General features: G+C 63.9%; 15 protein-coding genes and 1 riboswitch. Of the genes, 8 read left to right on the top strand and 7 right to left on the bottom strand.

The features are described 5' to 3' along the window. Nucleotides 1-2: 2 nt before the first annotated feature. Entirely contained in the window at nucleotides 3-542 is a 540-nt protein-coding gene (locus tag NKH95_RS02800) for an Lrp/AsnC family transcriptional regulator (RefSeq protein WP_352890998.1), read from the bottom strand. 49 nt (nucleotides 543-591) lie between these two features. On the opposite strand from NKH95_RS02800, the gene NKH95_RS02795 reads away from it, so the two are divergent. The 3 genes from NKH95_RS02795 (at nucleotide 592) to fba (ending at nucleotide 3,749) form a co-directional block, all read left to right on the top strand. Further along, a complete protein-coding gene (locus NKH95_RS02795; protein ID WP_352440046.1) occupies nucleotides 592-1,761 on the top strand; it encodes an MFS transporter in 1,170 nt (389 codons plus the stop codon). 65 nt (nucleotides 1,762-1,826) lie between these two features. Further along, nucleotides 1,827-1,971, top strand: a riboswitch (FMN riboswitch). Between the two features lie 77 nt (nucleotides 1,972-2,048). Next, nucleotides 2,049-2,522 carry a 6,7-dimethyl-8-ribityllumazine synthase gene (locus NKH95_RS02790; protein ID WP_352609359.1) on the top strand — a complete coding sequence of 158 codons (474 nt, stop codon included), beginning with the start codon at nucleotides 2,049-2,051 and terminating at the stop codon, nucleotides 2,520-2,522. Between the two features lie 162 nt (nucleotides 2,523-2,684). Next, a complete protein-coding gene (gene fba, locus NKH95_RS02785) occupies nucleotides 2,685-3,749 on the top strand; it encodes a class II fructose-bisphosphate aldolase (RefSeq protein WP_013532928.1) in 1,065 nt (354 codons plus the stop codon). A gap of 60 nt (nucleotides 3,750-3,809) precedes the next feature. Here the strand turns inward: fba and NKH95_RS02780 are convergent, their stop codons facing one another. The 6 genes from NKH95_RS02780 to ftsZ form a co-directional block, all read right to left on the bottom strand. Continuing rightward, nucleotides 3,810-5,036 carry a VWA domain-containing protein gene (locus NKH95_RS02780; RefSeq protein WP_352628542.1) on the bottom strand — a complete coding sequence of 409 codons (1,227 nt, stop codon included), beginning with the start codon at nucleotides 5,034-5,036 and terminating at the stop codon, nucleotides 3,810-3,812. Beyond that, nucleotides 5,029-7,278 (bottom strand): DUF5682 family protein, encoded by a 2,250-nt coding sequence (locus NKH95_RS02775; protein ID WP_352890995.1) that lies wholly within the window; start codon nucleotides 7,276-7,278, stop codon nucleotides 5,029-5,031. The genes NKH95_RS02780 and NKH95_RS02775 overlap by 8 nt, the downstream gene beginning before the upstream one ends. 4 nt (nucleotides 7,279-7,282) lie before the next feature. Next, a complete protein-coding gene (locus NKH95_RS02770) occupies nucleotides 7,283-8,362 on the bottom strand; it encodes an ATP-binding protein (protein ID WP_027036087.1) in 1,080 nt (359 codons plus the stop codon). Nucleotides 8,363-8,392: 30 nt separating this feature from the next. After that, a complete protein-coding gene (locus NKH95_RS02765; protein ID WP_352890993.1) occupies nucleotides 8,393-9,820 on the bottom strand; it encodes a DUF5691 domain-containing protein in 1,428 nt (475 codons plus the stop codon). Next, entirely contained in the window at nucleotides 9,817-11,202 is a 1,386-nt protein-coding gene (locus tag NKH95_RS02760) for an SWIM zinc finger family protein (RefSeq protein WP_352890990.1), read from the bottom strand. Before NKH95_RS02760 ends, NKH95_RS02765 begins: the two co-directional genes overlap by 4 nt. A gap of 219 nt (nucleotides 11,203-11,421) precedes the next feature. After that, the gene (gene ftsZ / locus NKH95_RS02755) at nucleotides 11,422-12,456 is read right to left on the bottom strand and encodes a cell division protein FtsZ (RefSeq protein ID WP_023808769.1); all 1,035 of its coding nucleotides are present in this window, start codon (nucleotides 12,454-12,456) and stop codon (nucleotides 11,422-11,424) included. A 481-nt stretch (nucleotides 12,457-12,937) separates the two neighbouring features. Between ftsZ and NKH95_RS02750 the strand changes: the two genes are divergently transcribed. From NKH95_RS02750 to fhuB, 5 genes are all read left to right on the top strand, one after another. Next, nucleotides 12,938-14,293 carry a glutamine synthetase family protein gene (locus NKH95_RS02750; RefSeq protein ID WP_352890988.1) on the top strand — a complete coding sequence of 452 codons (1,356 nt, stop codon included), beginning with the start codon at nucleotides 12,938-12,940 and terminating at the stop codon, nucleotides 14,291-14,293. Nucleotides 14,294-14,421: 128 nt separating this feature from the next. Then, nucleotides 14,422-15,306, top strand: a complete 885-nt coding sequence (locus NKH95_RS02745) for a helix-turn-helix domain-containing protein (protein ID WP_352890986.1) — start codon at nucleotides 14,422-14,424, stop codon at nucleotides 15,304-15,306. A gap of 136 nt (nucleotides 15,307-15,442) precedes the next feature. Further along, nucleotides 15,443-17,620, top strand: coding sequence for a TonB-dependent siderophore receptor (locus NKH95_RS02740; protein WP_352890984.1), 2,178 nt, complete (start codon nucleotides 15,443-15,445; stop codon nucleotides 17,618-17,620). Nucleotides 17,621-17,642: 22 nt separating this feature from the next. Next, entirely contained in the window at nucleotides 17,643-18,518 is an 876-nt protein-coding gene (locus tag NKH95_RS02735; RefSeq protein WP_023808774.1) for an ABC transporter substrate-binding protein, read from the top strand. Then, complete coding sequence (gene fhuB, locus NKH95_RS02730) at nucleotides 18,511-20,517, top strand: Fe(3+)-hydroxamate ABC transporter permease FhuB (protein WP_352890982.1); 2,007 nt, start codon at nucleotides 18,511-18,513, stop codon at nucleotides 20,515-20,517. Before NKH95_RS02735 ends, fhuB begins: the two co-directional genes overlap by 8 nt. The last annotated feature ends 4 nt before the right edge of the window (nucleotides 20,518-20,521 follow it).

The following is a 20,521-nucleotide window of genomic DNA, read 5'->3' as shown; positions in this document are numbered from 1 at the left end:
CCCTAGTACAGAGGCTCGGCCATATGCTTCGGCGTCGGCCATGTCTCGGTAATGCCCGGCTGCACCGGCCGCTCCAGATAGGTCGATAAAACCACATAGCTGCGCGTCGAGGTGACGCCCGGCGTTTCGTACAGGCGCGCCAGAAGGCCTTCGAGTGCTCTGGTGTCTTCCGTGCGGACCTTCAGCAGCATGCAGGTATCGCCGGCGACGGTATGGATCTCCTCGACCTCGGGATATTGCGAGACCGCCATCAGTTCCGGCGTCTTTCCCCAGCCCCTGGTGTCGATATGGACAAAGGCAAGCAAAGGCTTTTTCACCGCCCGGGGATCGATGATGGCGACCGTGTTGCGGATGGCGCCGCTGCGACGGAGCCGTTTGACCCGCTCATGCGCTGCGGGTGGCGACAAGCCGACGCGATCGCCGAGTTCGGCGTAGCTGATCGTGGCGTCATCGACCAGGACGCCTAATATTCTTCGGTCAATCGCGTCGAGGTCGCGGGCCGTAGCCTTGTTCTGCGGAATACCATCTGTTTCTTCATTCATGGCGAAATTCCTGGTTCTCCACTGAATAGAATACGGCCATTATGCTGATATGTCGAACATTGATCAAGTTGCGCCATTGACTGCCCGAGCCCCGATCCCGGCGCTTGCCTATCTCTTGACGGGCTGCATCGCCGTCATCGGTTCGAACTCGCTAGTGCTGGGTCCGATCGCACCGGCTGTCGCCTCGTCGTTCAGAACCAGCGTGCCTGCCGTGATGATTGCGGCGGCCGCGTTCGGCCTCGGCACCTCGGCCAGCGCCCTGTTCCTGGCCCGCTACATCGACCGGCTCGGCGCACGCCGGATGCTGCAGGGCGCACTGTTGCTGCTGGCACTAGCGCTGGTGGCGAGTGCCGCCGCACCCACGGTGATCATGCTGGTCTCCGCACAGCTGCTGGCCGGCATCGCTGCCGGCATCGCCATGCCCGCGATCTATGCCAGCGCGGCGGCCATCGCCCCACCGGGCAGGGAGAGCGGCACGATCGGCGTCGTGCTGACCGGATGGACGCTCAGCATGGTCGCCGGCGTCTCGCTGTCGGCCGTGCTTGCCGATCTTGTGCATTGGCGCGCCGTTTTCGCAGCGGTCGCGGTGCTTGCGACCCTTGCGTGGATGGGGCTGACAGTGACGTCGCTTAGCGACATCAGGAAGGCCGGACCGGCGCCCGCCCCGCTGGAAGCGCTCGGCATTCCCGGAATCCTGCCGCTGCTGGTCGCGTGCGCGGCCTTCATGACTTCGTTCTACGGCGTCTATGGCTATCTCGGCGACCATCTTCATGTCGGGCTTGGACAGCCGGTTAGCGCCAATGGGCTGGCGGCGCTTGCCTATGGTGTAGGCTTCGGCACCGCTGCTCTTCTTGACGGCGTCATCGACAGACTGGGTGCGCGGCGCGTCATGCCATTCGCCTATCTTCTGGTCGCCGTCGTCTACGTCGCCATGGCTGCGGCAAGCGGCAGTTTCGGGCTGACCTTGACCATGGTGGCAATCTGGGGACTGGCCAATCATTTCGGCCTGAATGTCCTGGTGATGCGCCTGTCTGCACTCGATCCGTCGCGGCGCGGCACGATCATGGGCCTGAACAGCGCGGTGACCTATCTGGCGGTTTTCGTCGGCACCACCAGCTTCGGGCCGCTTTATTCCAACTTCGGCTTTGCTGCCTGCGCGATGGTTGCAGCGCTGCTCATGCTGATCGCCGCATCGGCGGCGGCGTGGCGCACGCGGTAGTCGACGTGCTTGGCCCAACCTTCCCACGGTTGACAGCAGCGCCCTGCCCTTTCATACAAAGCCGTTAATGTTCTCAGGGCGGGGTGAAAGTCCCCACCGGCGGTAAGGGTTTTACCCAAGCCCGCGAGCGCCCTCCGATGGTCGGAGGGGTCAGCAGATCCGGTGTGATTCCGGAGCCGACGGTTACAGTCCGGATGGAAGAGAACGAAACGCAAAACGGACCGCCCCGGCGGGCCGGATTGCGTATCGTGCGTCCTGATTCTGGTTCGAAACGGAAGGATGGACCCATGAATCAGCATTCCCACAAAGACTATGAAACGACCCGCATCGCCGTTATCAGGGCGCGCTGGCATGCCGATATCGTCGACCAGTGCGTACAGGCCTTCGAGGCGGAACTGGCTAACGTCGGAGGCGAGCGCTTCACCGTCGATGTCTTCGACGTGCCGGGCGCCTATGAGATTCCGCTGCATGCCAAGACCCTGGCCGGAACCGGCCGCTATGCCGCGATCCTCGGTACCGCCTTCGTCGTCAATGGCGGCATCTACCGGCATGAGTTCGTCGCCAGCGCGGTGATCGACGGCATGATGAACGTGCAGCTGTCGACCGGTGTACCGGTGCTGTCGGCGGTTCTCACGCCGCTCAACTACCATGACAGCGCCGAGCACCACCGCTTCTTCTTCGAGCACTTCACGGTCAAGGGCAAGGAAGCGGCGAACGCCTGCGTGCAACTCCTGGCGGCGCGGGAGTTGATCGCGGCTTAAGTCACCAAAACGGCCGGATTTCAACCCTGCAACAAGAATTGCGATCGAGAAGAGCTCTGAAGGTTGCGGTTCCGTTGAAATCCCGCCAGAAGCATCAAGGGCCGACCGGCAACCGGCCGGCCCGCGACGTTGCGCTTGAAACCAGATACGGGAGACTATTGGGTGGCTCGCATAACACTGAGACAATTGCTCGACCACGCTGCCGAATACGGCTACGGCGTGCCCGCTTTCAACATGAACAACATGGAACAGGGCCTTGCCATCATGGAGGCCGCCGAGGAGACCAAGTCACCGGTCATCCTGCAGGCAAGCCGCGGCGCCCGCGCCTATGCCAATGACGTGGTGCTGGCCAAGCTGATCGACGCGCTGGTCGAAATCCACCCCGACATTCCGGTCTGCATGCATCTCGACCATGGCAATAACGAAGCCACCTGCGTCACCGCTATCCAGTACGGCTTCACCTCGGTCATGATGGACGGGTCGCTGAAGGAAGACGGCAAGACGCCGGCCGACTACGCCTACAATTCCGGCATCACCAAGCGCGTCGTCGACATGGCGCATTGGGGCGGCGTGTCCGTGGAAGGCGAGATCGGCGTGCTCGGCTCGCTGGAGAGCGGCGGCGGCGAGCAGGAAGACGGCCACGGCGTCGAAGGCGCGATCAGCCACGACCAGCTTTTGACCGATCCCGAACAAGCGGTCGAGTTCGTCAAGGACACCCATGTCGATGCGCTGGCGGTTGCCATGGGCACCAGCCACGGCGCCTACAAATTCTCGCGCAAGCCTGACGGCGCAGTGCTGGCCATGAACGTCATCGAGGAGATCCACCGCCGGCTGCCGAACATGCATCTGGTCATGCACGGCTCGTCCTCGGTGCCCGAGGACCTGCAGGAAATCATCAACAAATATGGCGGCCAGATGAAGCCGACCTGGGGCGTGCCGGTCGAGGAAATCCAGCGCGGCATCAAGCACGGCGTGCGCAAGATCAACATCGACACCGACAACCGCATGGCGCTGACCGGCGCGATCCGCAAGGTGCTGACCGAGAATCCAAGCGAGTTCGATCCGCGCAAATATTTGACACCGGCCATGGCCGCCATGCGCAAGCTCTGCAAAGAGCGCTTCGAACAGTTCGGCACCGCCGGCAACGCGCAGAAGATCAAGCCGCTGCCGGTCGCCGAAATGGCCAAGCGCTATAAGTCGGGCAGCCTCGACCCGAAGTTCGGCTGAGCTCCAGCGATTTATCCCAGAGCTGCCAGAAGCATCCTGGCAGCTCTGGCGACGGCTGTTTTACTCCGGAGTCTCGGCCTCGGCACGAACCAGCTTGATATCTGCGCCAGCCGCCCATGCGCCGATATCTTCCCGACGCAATGCCGCCGCCATCATGTCTGGAAACAGATCCGGCGTGCAGGCAAAGACCGGAATGCCGAGGGCGGCCACCGAGCCTGCCATCTTCGGGTCATAACCCGGCCTGCCCTGGTCGGTCAGCGCCAGGAGCACCACGACGTTGACGCCGGAGCGAACGAGTGCAGCAAGCCGCTGCAGCAATTCCTGCCCGTTGCCGCCCTCATAAAGGTCAGTGATCAGCACCATATGCGACTTGGTCGGCCGTTCGATGCGGTCCGCGCAATAGGCCACGGCCTGGTTGATGTCGGTGCCGCCGCCCAGCTGCACGCCGAACAGGACTTCGACAGGATCGCTAAGCTCCTCGGTCAGATCGACGATTGCCGTGTCGAAGCAGACAAGCTTGGTCCGCACCACCGGCAGGGAGGCCATCACCGCCGCGAATATCGAGGCGTAGATTACCGAGCTTGCCATGGAGCCCGACTGGTCGACGCACAGCACCACCTCATCCAGGTCGACCAGCCTTCGCTGTTTGCGCATGAAGCCGACCAGCTTCTCCGGCACGATGGTCTTGTGCTCGGGCTGGTAATGGCGAAGGTTGGCTGAGATCGTACGCGGCCAGTCGATGTCGCGCTGGCGTGGGCGGTTGGTGCGCTGCGATCGGTCGACCGCGCCGCGTATCGCCTCGGCTGTCTTCTGTTCCAGCCGCTGCATCAGCTTGGCAACGATATCGGCGATGATCGTGCGCGCAATGTCCTTGGTCTTGGCCGGCATGACCGAGCGGAGCGAAATCAGGTCGGCGACGAGATTGACGTCGGCCTCGATCGCTTTGAGGAATTCCGGCTCCATCAGCATCTGCTTCAGGTTGAGCCGTTCGAAGGCATCTTTCTGGACCATCTGGACGACCTGTGCGGGAAAGAACGACCTGATATCGCCCATCCACTGTGCCACCCTTGGCGCCGAGCGGCCGAGGCCGCCGCGCCGCTTGCGCGGATCGGCAGCCGCATCGCCGGCACCATCGCCGTAAAGCGCATCGAGCGCCGCGGAAAGCCGCTTGTCGGTGTCGGACAGCGCTGACGAGGTTTCCTCATCGGCACCGATCGCCATGCGCCAGCGGCGCTCGCGTCCGTCGCCGGCTTGGATTGGCTCGCTGATTTCGGCCTCGTCATCCATTGCCGGCCTCGCTCATCAGCAGGGGTCCAAGCCGTTCCAGGTGCCGGCGCCACGCTTCGCCGCCATCCGGAGTCGGCGTCAGTCCGGCAGGCAGCCGTGCGGTGCGGCCGAGCACCGCTTCGATCAACCGTCGCCGCTCCATCGAGTCCAGATGCGAAAAGACCCGGCGCAGCAACGGCAGATGGGCAATGAAGGCCTCTTCGTCGAGGGATGCGAGCCAGGCATCCACCGCACCGCGCAGGCCCTGGTCGTAGATCAGCCGTTGGCCGGCAGTGCTGAAGAAACCCTCGAAGAACCCTGCAGCCTCGGTGACCGGCGTTCCTGGAGACAGACGTCGTGCGATCAGACCGGTTGCCGCGTCGGCTGACAAATGGCCGGCTTCGTAGAGCAGATGCGCGGCACAGCCTGCCACCAGCGCCGTCGAGCGCGATCCATCGAGCACCGCAGCCAGTCCATTGCGCCAGATGTCCAGCACGTCCTGTTCAGGCTCGACCAGACTGATCGCTTCGTCGGCCTTGCGCATGGCGCCGACCAGCGTCGTGGATGCCTGGGCATCGAGGTCGCGGGCGGCATAGGCAAGTGCGATCCCGCCTTCGACGATCAGCCGCTCCAGGAGGCCGGACAGACGGGCGGTTTCCGTCTTGCGAGCCTCGCCGTAGCGGATGATGTCGGCGAGCGGCGGCACCGATGTCAGGATTTCCAGGCATTCGCTGCTGCGCGCCGCCCGTTCCTCCAATGCCGCGAGACCGGCCGCCGACGCTTCCGACAGGTTTGCCGTGATGGCGCCCTGGACCAGTGCGGCCATCGCATCAAGAGACGTCGCCGCGCCGATCATCTGGATCAGCCGGCCATTGGCCGCCTTTTCGATGGTTGGTCCGTAGACCAGGTTCTCGACCAGTCGAACGGCATATTCAGGTTCCCACGACAGCATCCAGCGCTCGCGAAAGGTGCCGCGGCTGCGGCCGCTGTCGGTCAGCTTGCCCCAATGCACGCCAAGCACGGACAGCCGGTGCAGCAAGGTCGATCGAAACAGCCCGCTTTCGCTGCGCAGGTCGACCGACAATTCACGCTCCAGCGCTTCGGGCTTCAGCCGCGCCGCCTTCTGGCTGCGCTGCAGGTCCTCGATCAGCGGCGCCAGCGGCGTGTCCGGCGGAATTTCACCGACATCGGCGCCCAGCAGCAATTCGGCTTCGACCAGCGCCCACAGCAGCGCTTCCCCGTTGAACAGGGCGGCGATCGCGGCGTCACGCAATTCCTCGAAACCGGGCTTTGGCCGTTCACGGATCACAGCCAGCGTGCGGGCCAGCCGTTCGGCTTCGATCAGCGAGGCGGTCGAGACCATGTGCCCCTTGGCCCTCAGGACCGCCGCGATCTTCGCCAGCCACAGGACCGAGGAGTCGCCTTGCCCGCGCGTCTGCCACAGATGCTTGCACCAGCCGGGCGCGACAACGCCGGCGCCATAACCGAAGCCCAGCGCCAGGCGCGGCCCCGTCCACGGCGCCCAGGTCATCATGCTTTTGCGGCGGGCGAGCCCCTTGAGTAGCGCCTGGTCCTCCTTCAGCGGTCGCGTCGCCTGCAGTGCCGGCACATGGAAGGCACCGCAAACGATAGCGATCGGCCCATCGAATTCCTTTCGCGCGGCGGCGATTTCAAGTCGCATATGCGCTTCGCGCTTTGCCTCGAATTCGGCAAGCGGACCTTCGCCTTCGCGCAACGTCGTCATCGCGTCGGCTATTGCCGCGAAGATCGGGCCGGGCTCAGGGTTCTGCTCGATGATATCAGCCCACCAGCTTTCGCCATCTTCATAGCCGGCAGCTTGTGCCAGCGTTCCGATCGGGTCCCGCAGATGCGGCGCCAAGTCAGCCTCGACGTTGGCTTCCGTTCCATCGCTATCGGTTTCCCCCACGACCTCAATCGGCGCAGTGCGGGCTGAAGACGGCAAATCGATGAAGCGCACTGCCGCATTGTTGGTGACGGCCCAGAGCGTCGCCTGGTACTCCGGCGAGAATTCGGCGAGGGGCCAGAAGCTTGTCGAGGCCGGATCGTCTTCGGGATAGCCGAGCAGCGCCACCGGCGGCTGCATTTCGGGGTGGGCCAGCAACGGCAGCAGCGGGCTGGCGTCGGCCGGTCCTTCGATCAGCACGGCGACCGGTTTCAACTCCTGCAACGCCTGCACCAGGCTGTCGGCGGAGCCTGGCCCGTGATGGCGTATGCCGAAATAGGAAACGTCGCTAAGCGCCATGGCGTCAGATCGCCGCGTTCAAGGCCGCGTAGTAGCCGGCATAGTCTGGCCGCTTCTTGAGCACGGTTTCCAGATACTCCTCCAGCACCAGTTTGTCCTGCACCGGATCCTTCACGATCGCACCGACGAGGCTGGCGGCAAGACCTTCGGCGCCGAGCTTGCCGCTGTCGAACCAGGCCGCCTGGCTGAGGCCGCCGACCATGGTGGCAATGGCTTCGGCCGTGGACAGCGAACCGGACGGCGTCTTCAACGTCACCTTGCCGTCGGCTGTAGCGCCGGAGCGCAACTCGCGAAAAATGGTCAGCACGCGCGCGATCTCCTCACCGACATTCTTCGGCACCGGCAGGTCAAGACCGCCGGCCATCTCGCCGACCCGCTTGGAGACGATCGCCACTTCCTCCGCCATGTCTTCGGGCAAGGGCAGTACGACGACGTTAAAGCGGCGCTTCAACGCCGAGGACAGCTCGTTGACGCCCTTGTCGCGGTTGTTGGCGGTGGCGATGATGTTGAAGCCGCGTTGCGCGTAGATCGAGGTGTTGAGTTCCGGGATCGGCATCATCTTTTCGGACAGCACGGTGATCAGCGTGTCCTGCACGTCGGAGCCCATGCGCGTCAGCTCCTCGAGGCGGCAAAGCTTGCCGTCCTGCATGGCGCGGTAGAGCGGCGTCGGCACCAGCGCGTCCTGGCTTGGGCCCTTTGCCAGAAGCTGTGCGTAGTTCCAGCCATAGCGGATCTGGTTCTCGTCGGTACCAGCCGTGCACTGCACGATCAGGGTCGAATCGCCCATGATGGCGGCGGCGAGATGTTCCGACACCCAGGATTTGGCCGTGCCGGGGACACCCAGCAGCAACAGCGCGCGATCGGTGGCGAGCGTCGCCACCGCGGTTTCCATCAGCCGGCGCCGGCCGACATATTTGGGCGTTATCACTGTCCCGTCGTCAGCCTTTCCGCCGAGCAGGTAGGTAAGGACCGCCTTTGGCGAAAGGCTCCATCCGGCAGGCCTTTGCCGGTCGTCATTGCGCGAGAGCGCCTGCAATTCGGCGGCATAGGCCTGCTCGACCGGAAGACGGATGGCTGCGTTCATTAGCTGTTCTCCGGATTGATCATGTGTCGGTTAAGGTTCGGCCAGCGCTGCGTTGAGGCGCAGAAGACCGAGTGAAGGCGCTGCCGGCGCCATACCGGCCGCAACGACGTCTCCGATCAATTTCTCCGCCGTCGCCGCCGTGGCGAGAAAGCCCATAGTTTCCAGGAGCTGGTCGACGCCTCGCTTCACAGCGTCATCGTTTCCTGCAACAGCGGAGCGAAGCGCCGGGAGCGTCTGGCCGTTTGTCAGGTCGGCCCATTCCAGCCAGCTTGCTTCGAGGCCCTCGGCCAGATTGAGCGCGCCGAGATGTTGCGTGTCCTTCAGGATCGACCTGACCAGGACGCGCTTCCTGCGGCTGTCCAGACGCGCCATGAGGTGGAGGACGAAGAGTGCGGGCTTGCCACCTTCGGCGACAAGCATATCCGCCATGTGCGTCACCGCGGCGTCGCTGCCCGACGCGGCGACCATTCGGGCAACAAGGATATCGGCATTGTTCTCAGCGCCGAATTGCCACGCCCCGATAAACTCGGATTCGGTGGTGCCGAAGCGCGTGGCGAGGTCGACCACGTTGCAGGTCTCGAACAGTTCGGCGCGACGTCTTTCCTGCGCCGGCGATTTGAGTTTTGCCGGCGTGTAGGTGGTGCGGCGGCGGATGAAGCCGGATTTGCCTTCAGCGATGAAGGCAGCGAGTTCGGCCGTCGGATCTTCCGGCCCGCCATCGCCTGGCGAGCCGTGCTCTCCCAATCTTGCCAGCAACCGGCCAGCGAGCTCGCGCAGCTTGCCGGAACGATCGGCGGAGAGGCTCTTCAGGAACGGCACGTCATCGGCGCCCAGACCGAAGCGCAACAGGTCGACGAGTGCAATCCTGATCTCCGCCGGCTCGCCGGATGCCTTGGTTTCGATCAGCTGCCTAGCCGAAGCCGGTGCGGTGCGGCGCATATCGGCGAGCGCGGTGCGGCGTGCGGCGGGATAGAAGTCATCCCAGTTTTCCACCGTCAGATGCTCCTGGCTTGCAGGTTTTTCGCCGTCCGCGCCTGCCTGCCAGTCGATCCAAGGTGCATAGACGTCCGGACTGCTCTGATCCGACGCGGCTGGCATCCAGTCCATCGGATGCAGCACGAAGCCGCGGCCGGCGACGAGCGTGACCACACGCGACTTGCTTCTTGTGTCGGCGGCATGCTTTAGCGCGGCTCGCAATAGCGGCCGCAGCCGTTCCGGCAGCATCGGCGAGGCGAGTTCGGGCAATTGCGGGCGGCGTTTCAGCGTCGTTGGCGCGGCTGGCCGCAAGGCGATGTCGAGAGCTTGTGCGGCGATCGCCAGCAGCCGGCGTTCGCGCTCGTCGGGGCTGGCACCGCCGGCGATCTCCTTCCACGCGCCCGGAGCCAGGTCGAAGGTGGTCCCGCCGGTGATCCAGCAGTCGCGCATGGCCGCCAGGCCGGTCTGCTCGATCTCGTTCACGACAGGTCAAGCCTCCCGAAACCGCTTTGCGCCGCCAGCAGGTCAAGCCGGCTGCCATTCCAAAGTGCTGCCGTTGCCATAAGGTCCAGCCCAAGCAGCGTTGGATTGACGGTGTCGGCAATCGGCAAGGCGATACCATGCGGATCGCCGGCGGCTTGCCACCAGGCGGCACCCCGATCGTCCAGCAGGATCGCGCCGGGCGGCAGCATGACAGGACAATCGGTGAGCCAAGGGGCTGTGTTCTGGTGAGCAGCATGCGCCGCGAGCGGATCGGCTGTGTGAAAGCCGAAATCGGGCCACTCACCTGTCGGGACGTCGCCCTTGCGGTCCGCCACCAAGGCCCGCAGCGGCTGGCGTGCCGGGTAAAAGACCAACCTGGCATCGAACCGGTCGCCCGGTGTGAAGGCGTTCGACCGGCGACCGGCCGAGGCCGGAAAATAGTCGAGCAAGAGAGCAAATTGCGGGCTCGCGCTCTTCAGGTCGAGGAGCCAGGTCGAATGGCTGACGAGACCGTCACGGCGCGACTCGATCTTCTCGCCAAGCACCTCCCAGACGCTTTCGACCTGTTTGGCATCGGGATTGGCCAGAACCTGCTCACGGCTTTCGGACGTCGATACGAGCCGCCTCAGTTCGGCGTCGCCTGGTGTCGATCGCCAGGCCTTGGCCACCAGCACAAGCTTGCCGAGTTCGCGGATCGCCGCGTCCGGGCGCTCCTCGCTGCGCAGCCCCATCAGCCGTGACGGAATCTCGTCGATGCGGCCGGCAAGCGCTGTCGCCTTCATGTCGACCAGCCGTGCCGCAATCCGGCGGCAACGGTCACTGCTGTTGTCGACAAAACCGGCCAGGCCAAGCCGCAACTGGTCAGCGATCCATTGATCCAGCTCATCCAACGCCGCCGACACCGCGGATTGCGTATCCAGCGTCCGCTTGCGCTGCGCTGCCTCGCGGCGCTCGACCGCAGCGGCGTCCTCGATGTCTGCGCTTTCGTCGTCGCGCGAGGCCTCGCCAATGCTCTTGCCTCCCGCACCGGGCGCTGGCGCCGCCGGCTGCGGCGAGGCCTTCCTGCGGCGGCCGAGCCAATCATCCACCCATTCCGGGGTCGAGCCTGCGGCGGTAAAACTGGCCGGCGTGGTGGCTGCAATCCACATCAGCGCCAAAGTGTGCTTGCAGGGAAATTTCCGCGACGGACAGGTGCATTTGTAGCCATGGTCGCCGGTGTCGACGACCACACGATAGGGATTGGAGCCGGAACCCTGGCATTCCCCCCAGAGGAGCCCCAGTTGATCGCTCTTTTCGAGCCGTGGCCAGTTCGATTGCCTGGTCAACCTGGAAGCGGCGCTCAACGACGCCTGATCGGGCGCGAGCGCTTCGATGGTTTTCAAGTCGAATTCCAAGCCGCGCCTCTCGTCGCTCGAACGATACGGGTAGCCAGTATAGATGGCCGTCTATGACGGATTCTTGTAGCAGCAACCGTACAGAGATCGATACAGCTGAACACAATAGTTGCGCCAGTCAATCTGATCCGTCGGCAATGCAATTGCTATTCAGCGATGTCTCCCCCGAGAAATTATCTCTTGGCGAGGATAAACGCGCGATATGACTTATTGAAGCGTCCGCGCCGGCTGACCGGCGTGGTCGCGTGCGATGCCGGCTTCGGCATCCTCGGCGCCAAAAGCACGGTCGAGGCCCGTCGCCACGACCGAGACCCTGAAGCGGCCTTCCATGCCCTTGTCGAAGATGGCGCCAACGATGATGTCGGCATCCTCGTAGACCTCTTCGCGGATGCGGGTGGCGGCCTCGTCGACCTCGAACAGAGTCATGTCCCTGCCGCCCGATATCGAGACCAGCACGCCCTTGGCGCCTTTCATCGACACTTCGTCAAGCAACGGGTTGGCGATCGCGGCTTCCGCCGCCTTCATCGCCCGACCCTCGCCGGAGGCCTCACCGGTGCCCATCATGGCGCGGCCCATGTCGCGCATCACCGATTTGACATCGGCGAAGTCGAGATTGATCAGGCCTTCCTTGACGATGAGGTCGGTGATGCAGCTGACGCCGGCATAGAGCACCCGATCGGCAATGACGAACGCATCGGCGAAGGTGGTCTTGGCATCGGCGATCCGAAACAGGTTCTGGTTCGGGATGACGATCACCGTGTCGGCGCTCTCGCGGAGCCGCTCGATGCCCTCTTCGGCCATCTGCATGCGGCGCCGGCCTTCAAAGGCGAACGGCTTGGTGACGACACCAACCGTCAGGATGCCGGCCTTGCGTGCCGCCTGGGCGATGATTGGAGCCGCACCGGTTCCCGTGCCGCCGCCCATTCCGGCGGTGACGAAACACATATGCGTACCGGCCAGATGGTCCATGATCTCGTCGAGCGATTCCTCGGCCGCGGCGCGGCCGATCTCGGGAAGCGATCCGGCGCCCAATCCTTCGGTGACGTGGGCGCCAAGCTGGATCAGCCTGGACGCCTTCGACATGGTCAGCGCCTGGGCGTCCGTGTTGGCGGCGATGAATTCAGTACCCTGAAGCTGCTCCGCGATCATGTTGTTGACGGCATTGCCACCGCCGCCACCAACGCCGATCACGGTGATCTTGGGTCTCATCTCGGAGATTTCGGGCTTCTTGAACTCGGCCATGCCTGTGTCTCCTTCGCCAATTGCGCGCGCTTCACGACCCACCCGCAGACTGCCTTGAAACCTTGCAATCGAGCGGCATGATGCGAATCACTCCGTTGCGATGGGTAGCCCAAAAAGCCAGACAGCGGCCAGAGGTGCAAGTGCATGCGAGGTCAAGATTTGTGATGACCGTTTTGCACAGCGTGGCTCGGGCGCTGCGCGCGCCAAATCTGACCGCAGCGAACTCGCCGCTCCCGCCGATAGCGGCTGCGCGCTGGTTTACCGGCTCGTGCTTGGCTTTCCGCCCTCCAGCCTCTATGTTGCGACCGCAGATCGCGCAATTGGTTTTGAAATGCCTCCCGACATACCAGCTAGTGACTTGAAAAAATAAGGAAAAGCGCTTGGCGACAGCCAAGTCTGTTTCCTAAAACTCACAAGCTATTTTTACCAGGGACGTGCGGCCGGTCAGGCTGCGGCACCTTCAAAAACCAGAGGTTATAAATTGAGCGATGCAATTGCGGACGTTTTGAACTGGCTTGAAAGCAGGACCGACATCCAGAGCCTGAGGGCGGCGGTGTGCGACCTCAACGGCATCATGCGCGGCAAGCGCATTCCCGTCGAGCAGGCAAGGAAGGCGCTGGAAGGCAAGCTGCGCATGCCTTTTTCGCTGATCGGACTGGACGTCTGGGGCGAAGACATCGAAGGCAATAGCCTGGTTTTCTCGACCGGCGATGCCGACGGACTGTGCCAATGGACGGGGCGCGGCATTCTGCCGGTGGCCTGGACGGCGCATCCGACAGCGCTGGTCCCGCTCTGGCTTGCCGACGAAAGCGGCGCGCCCTATCTCGGCGATCCGCGACGGGCGCTGGCCCGCATCCTCGACCGCTACAAGGCCTTGGGCCTGACCCCGGTCGCGGCAACGGAACTCGAATTTTATCTCGTCGATCCGCAATCGCAGCGGCCGGTCGGACCTGTCTCGCCGGTCACCGGGCGCCGTCTCGATTCCGACGCGGCGCTGTCGATCGACGAGATCGACGACTTCGAATCCTTCATCCATGACGTCTACGAGGCCTGCCGGACGCAAGGCATTCCCGTCGACACCGCCATCGCCGAGAACGGCGTCGGTCAGTTCGAGATCAATCTGAACCATGTCGCGGACGCCTTGCGGGCGGCTGACGATGCGGTGCTGTTCAAGCGCACCGTGAAGGGCATTGCCCGCAAGCACGGCTTTGCCGCCTGTTTCATGGCCAAGCCCTATGGCGACCGGGCCGGCAACGGCTTTCACGTTCATTTCAGCCTGATCGACGGCGAAGGGCGCAACGTCTTCGATGACGGCACCGACCAGGGTTCTGAGACCATGCGCCATGCGGTCGGCGGCCTGCTTGCGGCAATGGCCGAAAGCACGCTGGTGTTCGCGCCGCACTTCAACTCCTACCGCAGGCTGCGCCCGAGATCCTATGCGCCGACCGCAGTCGCCTGGGGTTATGAGAACCGTATGGTCGCGATCCGCATTCCCGGCGGGCCAACCGCTGCGCGCCGCATCGAGCATCGCGTTTCGGGAGCCGACGCCAATCCCTATCTGGTGCTAGCGGCCATATTGGGCGCCGCACTGACGGGCATTGAAAGACAAATATCGCCAGGCGATCCGATCGGCACCGACGGCCAGGGACTTCCGCCGGCAAAGCTGCCGCCGGACTGGGCGTCGGCGATCGCCGCCTTCGAGAGCGGGACGCATGTGGCTGAGATTTTTCCAGCCATCCTGCGCGACTCCTTCGTTGCCTGCAAACGCCAGGAATTGAACACGTTCGCGCTCAATGTCAGCGATTTCGAAATCGAGACATACCTCGAAAGTGTTTGAGGCCAGACGGCCCCAGCGGCATTGGGTTCCGGCCGATTTTCGAGCAGCCGCAAAGCACTTGCGGTGGGGTCGCTAACCGGGCATAAACATGATGGATTTTATCATGATTATGCCCGGGATCACAGGACTTGACCTTCGTTGCGCGCATGGAAAGCCGGATTGAGGGCTTTTCAGTCATTGGCGACCTGAAATGGCATGTCTGGGACGGCGTGGTCGCCGACCTCTGGGATGTCTCATGCGGTGACAAGGCCGAAGGCTATTACGTCTCTCCCGACCCCCGGCTGTTCGTCGCGCTCGATGTGGATGGCGATGGCGCTTTCTTCGTCGAAGACGCCAAGGGCGAATTGCGCCGCCACGACCAGGCTTTTTCCATGGCCTACATACCGGCCCACGTGCCGATCCGCGGCCGGGTCGAGGGGCTTCGGCGGATCCGGCATCTCGACCTGCATTTCGACGCCGCAGTGCTGACGCGCCGCTTCGGCCGCAGCCTTGACCTCGAGGCCTTGCGGATGTCGCGCTTCCAGTTTCGCGACGACCGGATCGCCATGCTTGCCGGCCTGATCGCCGCCGAATGCGGCAGCGACCGGCCCCTGCATGATCTCTATGGCGAGGGTCTGCTCAATGCCTTGTTCGCAAGCCTGTTCCAGATCGACCGGCCTGATAACCTTAGGCGGCGGTCGCCGCTGTCGCGCCGCAAGCTGCGCCTCGTCACCGACTACATCGACGCGCATTGCCTGGAAAGGATCCGGCTTGCCGACCTCGCCGCGCTGACCGGCCTGTCCGAAACCGCGATGAGTCACGCCTTCAAGGCGGCGACGGGCGTGCTGCCGCATCGTTGGCAGATGCAGGCGCGGGTCGACAGGGCCAAGGCCATGATGGCGCGTGGCACCGCTTCACTTGGCGACATCGCCGAGGCAACGGGTTTTTTCGACCAAGCGCATCTGACGCGTGTGTTCAAGTCGATTGTCGGCGTGACACCCGGCGCCTGGATGAGGAGCACCAGTCGCCAGTGACATTTCCGCAACATCACACCGCGATGTCCCTCGTTTGGACAAGAATGGACAAACCGCCCAATTCCGTCCAATGACCAGCAGATAAGTTGAGATAAATAATCAGGTATCTCAATATCGACAGGCGGGGACTTTCCTGATGAGCAGAACTTACCGGATGAAGGCGATTCTGGCGGCCAGCGTCGCCGCGGCCGCGATGATCCCGCCAATGGCCGCGTTCGCGCAGTCGGTGCAAACCAGCACCCAGCTTGAACCGGTGGTGGTCGAGGGCGAGGCCGGCGACGGCGCGACCGGACCGGTTAAAGGCATCGTCGCCAAAAAAAGCAGGACCGGCTCCAAGACGGCGACCGACATCAAGGATATCCCGCAATCCGTCTCGGTGATCGGCCGGCAGGAGATCGACGACCAGGGCGCACAGAAAGTCGACGAGGCCTTGCGCTACACGGCCGGGGTGTTCGCACAGCCCTTCGGCCCGGACAGCGACACCAACTGGCTGTTCATCCGCGGTTTCCAAGCCACGGCTGATGGCACCTACATGGATGGGCTGCAACTGTTCAGCTACGCCTTTGGCGGCTTCTACGTCGACAGCTTCGGCCTCGAGCGAGTCGAAGTGCTGAAAGGGCCGGCCTCCGTACTCTATGGCGGCAGCAATCCCGGCGGCCTCGTCAACTATGTCAGCAAGCGACCGGATGGCAGGCAGCGCTATATCGAGACCGGCGTCAACGATGCCGGCAATGTCTATCTGGGCTTCGACATCGGCGACGTCGACGGCAATGGTGTTGTCAGCTACCGGGTAACGGGCAAAGTCGCCGGCGGCGACACCTACAGCGATTTGCAGAATGGCTGGCGCGGCTTCATTTCGCCCAGCATCACCTGGCAGCCCGACGAGCAGACCAAGCTGACGGTACTGGCCAACTACAGCCACATCGACGAGAACCACAATGGCGGCAGCTTCCTGCCTTACATCGGCACTGTAACGGATCGGATTATCGGCGGCGTGAATTACGGTCGAATCGACCCAGATGCCAATTTTACCGAGCCGAGTGTCGATCTCTACAAGCGCGAGCAAGGTTCGATCGGCTACGAGTTCGAGCACACTTTCGACAACCAATGGACGGTGCGTTCCAACATGCGCCTCAGTGCGGCCTCGATTAATGAAGTCAACGTCTACGCCAACGGGTGGGCGAGCGCGACGCAGCTCAATCGCATCAATTTCGGTCACGATACCGACGCCACGACATTCCTGTCGGACCTGCAGATCGAGGGCAAGGTGGAGACAGGCGCTGTGGAACACACGCTGCTGGCCGGCATCGACTACAAATATTACAACATCGACCAGGTGCAATCGTCGGCGCTCTTCGGCACAACCCCTCCCATTGATGCTTTCGACCCAATCTACGGCGCGCCACTGACGCCACGAGTCAGCTACCTCAATCAGGACTTGACCCAGAAGCAGCTCGGCTTCTACGCGCAGGACCAGTTGCGCTTCGGCGACGGCTGGCTGGTGACGCTGAACGGCCGTTACGACCGTGGCTGGCTCGACGCCGACAATCGGCCGACATATTACTCGGCGAGTTCCAGCACGCAGAACCAGACTGTCGGCGACTTCTCCGGTCGCGCGGGCCTCGCCTATGAGTTTGCCAATGGCGTAACCCCCTATGCCAGCATTGCCACCTTCTTCAACCCGCTCATCGGCACCGACGCCAACGGTAATCTGTTCAAGCCGGAAGAGGGCGTGCAGTACGAAGTCGGCGTCAAATATGTGCCGACCTTTGTCGATGGCCTGTTCACCCTGTCGCTTTTTGACCTGACCCGTCAGAATGTACCGTCGAACGTTACTTTCTTCACGCAGTTGCAAACCGGCGAAGTGCGCTCACGCGGTATAGAACTGGAAGGCAAGGTCAACGTCACCGAGGATTTCCGGCTCACCGGCGCTTTCACCGCCTATGACATCGATATCACCAAGGACGCCAACCCGGCGCTGATTGGCAAGACGCCGTTCATCGTGCCAGAGGTGATGGCCTCCGCCTCAGTCGACTATACTTTTCGTGGCGGCTGGTACGACGGCATCTCGATCGGCGGCGGCCTGCGCTACGTCGGCTCCTCATGGGCAGACAACGCAAACAACAACAAGGTTCCAGCTGTCACGCTGGCCGACTTGAAGCTTGGCTACGACAAGGAGACCTGGGGTGTCGATCTGAACATCACCAATCTGTTCGACAAAACCTATGTCTCGAGTTGTCAGACCACCACTGTCGAAGCCTGTTCTTATGGCGAAGGCCGCTCATTCAAGCTGAAGGCGCATACGACTTGGTAGCCATGTGCCGAATCCGCCAGTGATGATCCATCTGCCCAACAGACGGCAGGTGCTTGCGCTGGCGGCCGCGGCATTGCTGCCACCGGTCGCCGCCAGGGCGGCGGCGATGCGCGTTGCCGCGATCGACTGGGGCATGCTGGAGACGTTGCTGGCGCTCGGCATCGAGCCGGTGGCGGCGACCGAACTGATCCAGTTCCGCAAGATCGCGGTCGAGCCGGCGGTTCCTCAATCGGCAACCGATCTCGGGCTGCGCGGCGCGCCCAATTACGAGCTGCTGCGCATCGTCGCGCCTGATCTCATCGTGATCTCCAATTTCTACGAATACCAGCGCCCGATGCTCGAACGCATCGCGCCGGTGTTTGCGCAAACGGTCTACGAGGCCGGCGTGCCACCTTATGCGCTCGCCGAGGCGGCGACACTGGCCCTGGGCGAAAAGCTGGGACGGCAGACCGAGGCGAAGCGCTACGTCGATGAGACGGCGGTCGAGATCACGCAGCTTGGCGCCACCTTGCCCCCCTCCCCCGCGCGGGTCTTCGTCATCAGTCTCGGCGATAGCAGGCATTTTCGAGCCTTTGGCCGTGATTCCATATTCGGCGATGTGCTGACGCGTCTCGGCCTGGTCAATGCATGGACCGACGAGACGAGCTACAGCGCGGCGGCACCCGTCGGACTGGAGGCGCTAGCGCGCGTGCCCGAGGCGTCGATCCTGATCGTTTCGCCACTGCCGGCAGATGTCGGGCGTTCGCTTCCTACAAATGCCTTGTGGAACGCGCTACCCGCTGTCCGCCAGGGGCGTGTTGCTGTGCTGGATCCGGTCAACCATTTCGGTTGCCTGCCATCGGCACGCCGCTTCGCGCGTCTGGCGACGGCCGCCCTTGCCGGGCAGAGCCATGGCTGAGCGCACCATAAGCGATCGCACCGCGACGAGTGCCGCGCTGTCGCCAATCGCCCTGTGGGACCTCCTGGCGGCGCTGGCTGCGCTCCTCTTCGCATGGCGCGTCGGCATGCAATGGCCGGCCGCACCGCCGGGCGACGGCATTGATCTCGACAGCGTCATCCTGGTCTACAGCACGCTGCCGCGCGCCGCCGTGGCGGTGCTGGCCGGCGCGGTGCTCGGCCTGTCCGGCCTGCTGTTGCAGCATGTGCTGCGCAACCCGCTGGCCGAACCGTCGACGCTCGGTATTTCGGCCGGCGCGCAACTGGCGATGACGATCGCCTCGCTTTACGCACCGCTGCTGATGGAGCGGTCGCAGGGCCTGGTCGCCTTCGCCGGTGGCATCGCCGCGGTGCTGCTGGTGCTGGCATTGACCTGGCGGCGCGGGCTGGAACCGGTCTCCGTCGTGCTCGCCGGGATGATGGTGGCGCTGACCGCCAGTTCCGTCAGCGCAGCACTGATCCTCGCCAATGGCGAGTACCTGTTTTCGCTGTTCATCTGGGGCGGCGGATCGCTGGTCCAGCAGGACTGGGAGCCGACCATCGCGCTGACGATCAGGCTGGCGGCCGGTGTGGTTGCCGCATTGATGCTGCTGCGGCCGCTGACCATTCTTGGTCTCGACGATGCCTCGGCACGCGGCCTGGGCGTCGCCCGTCACTCAAGCCGCTTTCTCATCATCGCGCTTGCCGTGTGGATGGCGACGTCGGTCGCGGCAGAGGTTGGCGTCATCGGGTTCGTCGGTCTTGCAGCGCCGGCGCTGGCCACGCTTTCGGGCGCCCGCACACTGCGCCAAAAACTGATCGCCGCGCCGCTGATCGGCGCCGTGCTGCTGTGGCTGACGGACGGGCTGGTACAGCTGGCCGCCGGTTCCGGTGGCGAACGCATTCCGACCGGTGCCGGCACCGCCCTGCTCGGCGGTCCGCTGCTGCTATGGCTGTTGCCGCGGCTGCGCCTTTTCGAGTGGCCGCATCTCGGTTCGAATGGTACCGCACCGCGCAAGGCCAGCCGGCCCTGGCTCATCATCCTGCTTCTGCTTGCGCTGGCGCTTGTCGCTGCCATCGTGGCGCTTGTCGTCGGGCGTGGCCCGGACGGCTGGTCTATTGCTGGGGGAGACCTGTTAACCGATCTCGCCGCGTGGCGTGCGCCGCGGATCGGCGTGGCGGCCGCCGCCGGCGCCATGCTCGCGGCCGCCGGCGTCGTCATCCAGCGGGTCACCGGCAACCCGCTGGCAAGCCCCGAAGTGCTGGGAGTCGGCACCGGCGCCGGTGCCGGCCTGACAGCCGTGCTGATGGTCAGCGCCACGGCCAGTCTCGGCTGGCAGCTCGCCGGCTCAGCCCTGGGCTCACTGGCGGCCTTGATTGCCATGCTGGCCCTTGCCGCACAAGCAAAGTTCGGTGCCGAGCGGCTGCTGCTTGCCGGTATCGCCATGAGCGCGCTGTGCAGCGCTGCGATCACCGCGACGATCGCGATGGGCCACGCGCAGTCCTACACTCTGTTGCGCTGGCTGAGCGGCTCGACCGGCCAGGCGTCGGCGCTCGATGCAGGGCTAGCACTCGCCTGTCTGTTGCCGCTGACGTTGCCGCTGTTCCTTGCCGCCCGCTGGCTGGATATCCTGCCGCTCGGGTCCGACAGCGCACGCGGGCTGGGCGTGCCGGTTGCCGGCGGACGGCTGATGCTGATCATCGTTGCCGCGCTGCTGACTGCGCTGGCCGCCATGGTCGTCGGGCCATTGAGCTTCGTCGGCCTGATCGCGCCACACCTTGCCCGTCTGGTCGGCTTTTCCCACGCCCGCGTCCATCTCGCCGGAGCGATGCTTCTGGGCGCCCTGCTGATGATCGTTTCGGACTGGCTGTCGCGCATGGCGGCCTTTCCCTACGAACTTCCCGCCGGCCTGTTCGCTTCGCTGCTTGGCGGGCCGTACCTCGTCTACCTGCTTGCCAAGGGCGTGCCGCGCCAAGGCTGACGGG

The organism is Mesorhizobium sp. M0848 (assembly GCF_040319805.1).
Classification (GTDB): Bacteria; Pseudomonadota; Alphaproteobacteria; order Rhizobiales; family Rhizobiaceae; genus Mesorhizobium.
The sequence above is the reverse complement of the archived record's forward strand: the minus strand, read 5'-3'. Positions and strand labels throughout refer to the sequence as shown.

Excerpts from the sequence above, each read along its gene's own strand:
- NKH95_RS02800 (WP_352890998.1), bottom strand. The coding sequence starts at position 542 with ATGAATGAAGAAACAGATGGTATTCCGCAGAACAAGGCTACGGCCCGC.
- NKH95_RS02795 (WP_352440046.1), top strand. The coding sequence starts at position 592 with ATGTCGAACATTGATCAAGTTGCGCCATTGACTGCCCGAGCCCCGATC.
- NKH95_RS02790 (WP_352609359.1), top strand. The coding sequence starts at position 2,049 with ATGAATCAGCATTCCCACAAAGACTATGAAACGACCCGCATCGCCGTT.
- NKH95_RS02780 (WP_352628542.1), bottom strand. The coding sequence starts at position 5,036 with ATGGATGACGAGGCCGAAATCAGCGAGCCAATCCAAGCCGGCGACGGA.
- NKH95_RS02775 (WP_352890995.1), bottom strand. The coding sequence starts at position 7,278 with ATGGCGCTTAGCGACGTTTCCTATTTCGGCATACGCCATCACGGGCCA.
- NKH95_RS02770 (WP_027036087.1), bottom strand. The coding sequence starts at position 8,362 with ATGAACGCAGCCATCCGTCTTCCGGTCGAGCAGGCCTATGCCGCCGAA.
- ftsZ (WP_023808769.1), bottom strand. The coding sequence starts at position 12,456 with ATGGCCGAGTTCAAGAAGCCCGAAATCTCCGAGATGAGACCCAAGATC.
- NKH95_RS02740 (WP_352890984.1), top strand. The coding sequence starts at position 15,443 with ATGAGCAGAACTTACCGGATGAAGGCGATTCTGGCGGCCAGCGTCGCC.
- NKH95_RS02735 (WP_023808774.1), top strand. The coding sequence starts at position 17,643 with ATGATCCATCTGCCCAACAGACGGCAGGTGCTTGCGCTGGCGGCCGCG.
- fhuB (WP_352890982.1), top strand. The coding sequence starts at position 18,511 with ATGGCTGAGCGCACCATAAGCGATCGCACCGCGACGAGTGCCGCGCTG.